Source organism: Psychrobacter sp. FME13 (assembly GCF_014861395.1).
In the GTDB taxonomy this organism is placed as follows: Bacteria; Pseudomonadota; Gammaproteobacteria; order Pseudomonadales; family Moraxellaceae; genus Psychrobacter.
In genome coordinates this window covers 1-3,156 of the sequence record NZ_RRYV01000231.1, presented here as the reverse complement: position 1 = coordinate 3,156, position 3,156 = coordinate 1, and the positions used below count along the sequence as shown (strand labels likewise).

The window sequence follows — 3,156 nt, the reverse complement described above, 5'->3', positions numbered from 1 at the left end:
TTACATCAATTATGGCTACGTCTGATGCCAGCATACTTTTTAGAACACCACCAAAATTAGATATTGATTGGTTTTATTTATTATTATCATTGGTAATTATTGATGTGATATAACATTCAGTAACTGAGTTTGTATCTTCATTTTGCTATACTTCATGGCAAAAGTTAGTAATCATGGTTTTTGACGGTTCATTAAATTCATCAACCAGTTTTGTAGAGCATGTCCTCAATCCGGACATTACACTTTAAATGGGCTAAAAACAGCTAAATTTTTGCTAAACAGTGTCAAGTAGCCTGCTGATATCTTGATATTATCTGTACTACTTTTCTCGTTTGGCTGCAATTTATCTCATTTTTATCACCATTTTTAAGATGAGACTACGCCCTAGGTTGGAATATTTGCAACACGTTTAGAGCGTGTGATTATAAAGATGCAAGTTTGATGATACAAACAAGACTTGCAGTTATAATATAAAGATTGGTCGTTCGCTTATTTCGACAGGTTTACTTTAAGGGAATGATTAAGTAGTATTCTAGTTGAGTACAATTTTAGGATTTTTAATAAAAACAAGCCACTTTAGCCTCTAGCATATATCAGTAAGCATATGCTTATTCTGAGTGATCAGAGGGCTAAACCAGCCAGGAGATACAATAATATGTCACATATCACTTTACCAGAACTACCATACGCAAAAGACGCACTAGAGCCACATATCAGTGCTGAGACGTTAGAATTTCACCATGATAAGCATCACAATGCATACGTGACCAAGCTTAATGCTTTGTTACCAGGTTCTGGTCTAGAAGGCAAAACGCTACCAGAAATCATCTTAGCGACTGCTGAAGATGACAGCAAGCAAGGGATGTTTAATCAAGCAGCCCAAGTATGGAACCACACATTTTATTGGAATTGCATGACGCCAACCAATGGTGGCGGTGAACCTACTGGTGATCTAAAAGCTAAAATCGAAGAAGATTTCGGTAGCTATGACAAATTCCGTGAAGAGTTCAAAAATGCAGCATTGACTCAGTTCGGTTCAGGTTGGGCATGGCTAGTCGCTGACAAAGTCGGTGGCAAACTATCAATCGCTAAGACTGGTAACGCTGGTACACCATTAGCGAATGGTCAAGTTGCTGTATTGACCTGTGATGTATGGGAACATGCATACTATGTTGATTACCGTAACCGTCGTCCTGACTATGTAGATACGTTCCTAGACAAACTAGTGAACTGGGACTATGCTAACGCAAAATATAAAGGTCAAGATGCTGGCGTTGAGTCGTAAATAGCGATGCAATGATTAAGCTATCTTAGCTTTATAAGTATGAAAAAGGATACCGGGAGGTGTCCTTTTTTTGTGCCAAAATTTTGTGTTAAGAGGGATGAGTGCTTTATGAATAAGGCTTTCACCTATAAAAACAGCTTATTATATAAATGATAATCATTTACAAATAGGCTGTTTTACGCTATTGTCAGTCAAAGAATTGATCTATGAAAGACGAAATCTATAAGGCACGTATAAAGAGCCACTGAGCTTGGCTTTATAGTATTGAGATTCATAGTGTTTAACGTCGCAAACTTACTTTCCTTATCTCATCCTCAATTTTATGGATAAAATTATGAATAAACAAAATATCAGTCAAACTGTTTTAGCGCCTATGATGGCCGTTTTGTCTTTACTATTTATGAGTACCAGCGCGATGGCTCATCCAGGACACGATCATGGGGCTAATGAGTCCATGCTTGTACATGTGCTGTTTTATGGTGCTATTGCTGCTGCCGTTGCGTTTGCTGTGTTTATTGCCTACCGTCAATTTAGTAAAAAAAACGGGAAATAAGCCAGTTCTTACAATAACAAAATAATAAGGAAGTTTATTATGCTCCATACTCTTCTCACAAAACTAGATAGTGCTCGACCATTTGCCCAAGTCTCTGCTCACTGTGATATCCCTTGTGGTATTTATGACAGTACGCCTGCTCAAATTTTTGCGTTAAGTGTACTGCGTTATTGCCACCAAATTGAGGCGTTAACCGACAGCCGTGCAGATCAAGCCAAGCTAGTACGTTTGGTCGCTGACAAAGAAAAGCATGCTGAGTCTGTTAAGCATGAAGTACGTATTATTTGGGGTGATTACTTTAAGGGTGCATTGCTAGAAAAATACCCAAATATCCATACACTAGCGCATGACATCATGCTAGCTGGTTCTGCTGCCAAACAGCATATCGATGTGGAAAATGCTCAAAAACTGGTTGATTTGGTGAATGAGTTTGCCGCAACGTTTTGGGATTCAAAAGGCGTAGAAACCTACCGTGCCGTTTGCCCGTACGAGCCAAAAGTAGAAACCGTTTATCCTAAACTAGGCTAAGCTAAGGTGTATTCTTAATAGCAGCTCAGAATACGATTAAATGAAATTTAAAGTCATGAAAGTCATTGGCAACAGTATGCACCCGACTCTTGAGTCGGGTGCTTTTGTATTGCTGTGTCGGCATGGTTATTTAACACCATCCTCTGCTGTATTGACTGATTCAAATAAATATCTGTCTCGTCTATCTGTAAAGCGTTTATTAGCTGATAAGTTGACATTAAAGGTGGGCGATATTGTCGCCGTAAACCATCCAAAATATGGTCATATTATCAAGCGAATAACTCAGCTAGAGTACAGTCTGGCATCCAAAAGCACAGACAGGCGTCCACAAAAGCACCACATCACGCGCCTGCGTCTAAAAGGCGACAATTATATTGCCAGCACTAGCGAAGCAGCGATGGGCTGGATAGAGGCGCATCACCTTATCGGAAAGGTGATTTATCAGCTAAATAGATAAAAAAAGCCCGTCATTAAGACAGGCTTCTTATTTGGTGATGTGATGCTGGTGGTGTGGTGGTGTGGTGGTGTGGTGGTGTGATGTGATGCTCAGCTTTATAGCAGCGATTGGTTAAGCTACGCCGCCGTTAGCACCGATATTTTGCCCAGTCACCCAAGCTGCTTCCTCACTCACCAAAAACGCTACGACACGGGCGATGTCAACTGGTTCACCAATACGGTTGAACGCTGACATGTTGGCGAGCTTTTCGATGGTTTCGTCTGATTTTCCTTGATTGAATATAGTGCATTAAGTATAAAAATGTTATAAGATAAAACATCTCAACAGATATGA

The 3,156-nt window shown here is 39.7% G+C and carries 5 protein-coding genes; 4 read left to right on the top strand and 1 reads right to left on the bottom strand.

The window, feature by feature from the left end; all coding sequences use genetic code 11:
* Nucleotides 1–655: 655 nt before the first annotated feature.
* The 4 genes from EI164_RS15335 to EI164_RS15320 all read left to right on the top strand — a co-directional run bounded on the left by EI164_RS15335 (nucleotide 656) and on the right by EI164_RS15320 (nucleotide 2,823).
* Nucleotides 656–1,285, top strand: a complete 630-nt coding sequence (locus EI164_RS15335) for a superoxide dismutase (RefSeq protein ID WP_192520821.1) — start codon at nucleotides 656–658, stop codon at nucleotides 1,283–1,285.
* Nucleotides 1,286–1,619: 334 nt separating this feature from the next.
* Nucleotides 1,620–1,838, top strand: a complete 219-nt coding sequence (locus EI164_RS15330) for a hypothetical protein (protein WP_192520819.1) — start codon at nucleotides 1,620–1,622, stop codon at nucleotides 1,836–1,838.
* 39 nt (nucleotides 1,839–1,877) lie between these two features.
* The gene (sodN, locus tag EI164_RS15325) at nucleotides 1,878–2,366 is read left to right on the top strand and encodes a superoxide dismutase, Ni (RefSeq protein ID WP_192520817.1); all 489 of its coding nucleotides are present in this window, start codon (nucleotides 1,878–1,880) and stop codon (nucleotides 2,364–2,366) included.
* Nucleotides 2,367–2,406: 40 nt separating this feature from the next.
* Nucleotides 2,407–2,823, top strand: a complete 417-nt coding sequence (locus EI164_RS15320; RefSeq protein ID WP_192520816.1) for a S24/S26 family peptidase — start codon at nucleotides 2,407–2,409, stop codon at nucleotides 2,821–2,823.
* A 111-nt stretch (nucleotides 2,824–2,934) separates the two neighbouring features.
* On the opposite strand, the gene EI164_RS15315 is transcribed toward EI164_RS15320, so the two are convergent.
* Complete coding sequence (locus tag EI164_RS15315; protein ID WP_318779564.1) at nucleotides 2,935–3,105, bottom strand: SDR family oxidoreductase; 171 nt, start codon at nucleotides 3,103–3,105, stop codon at nucleotides 2,935–2,937.
* Nucleotides 3,106–3,156 lie beyond the last annotated feature (51 nt).

What these genes read in the sequence shown, in the direction of transcription:
- EI164_RS15335 (WP_192520821.1), top strand. Translation starts at nt 656, where the DNA reads ATGTCACATATCACTTTACCAGAACTACCATACGCAAAAGACGCACTA.
- EI164_RS15330 (WP_192520819.1), top strand. Translation starts at nt 1,620, where the DNA reads ATGAATAAACAAAATATCAGTCAAACTGTTTTAGCGCCTATGATGGCC.
- sodN (WP_192520817.1), top strand. Translation starts at nt 1,878, where the DNA reads ATGCTCCATACTCTTCTCACAAAACTAGATAGTGCTCGACCATTTGCC.
- EI164_RS15320 (WP_192520816.1), top strand. Translation starts at nt 2,407, where the DNA reads ATGAAATTTAAAGTCATGAAAGTCATTGGCAACAGTATGCACCCGACT.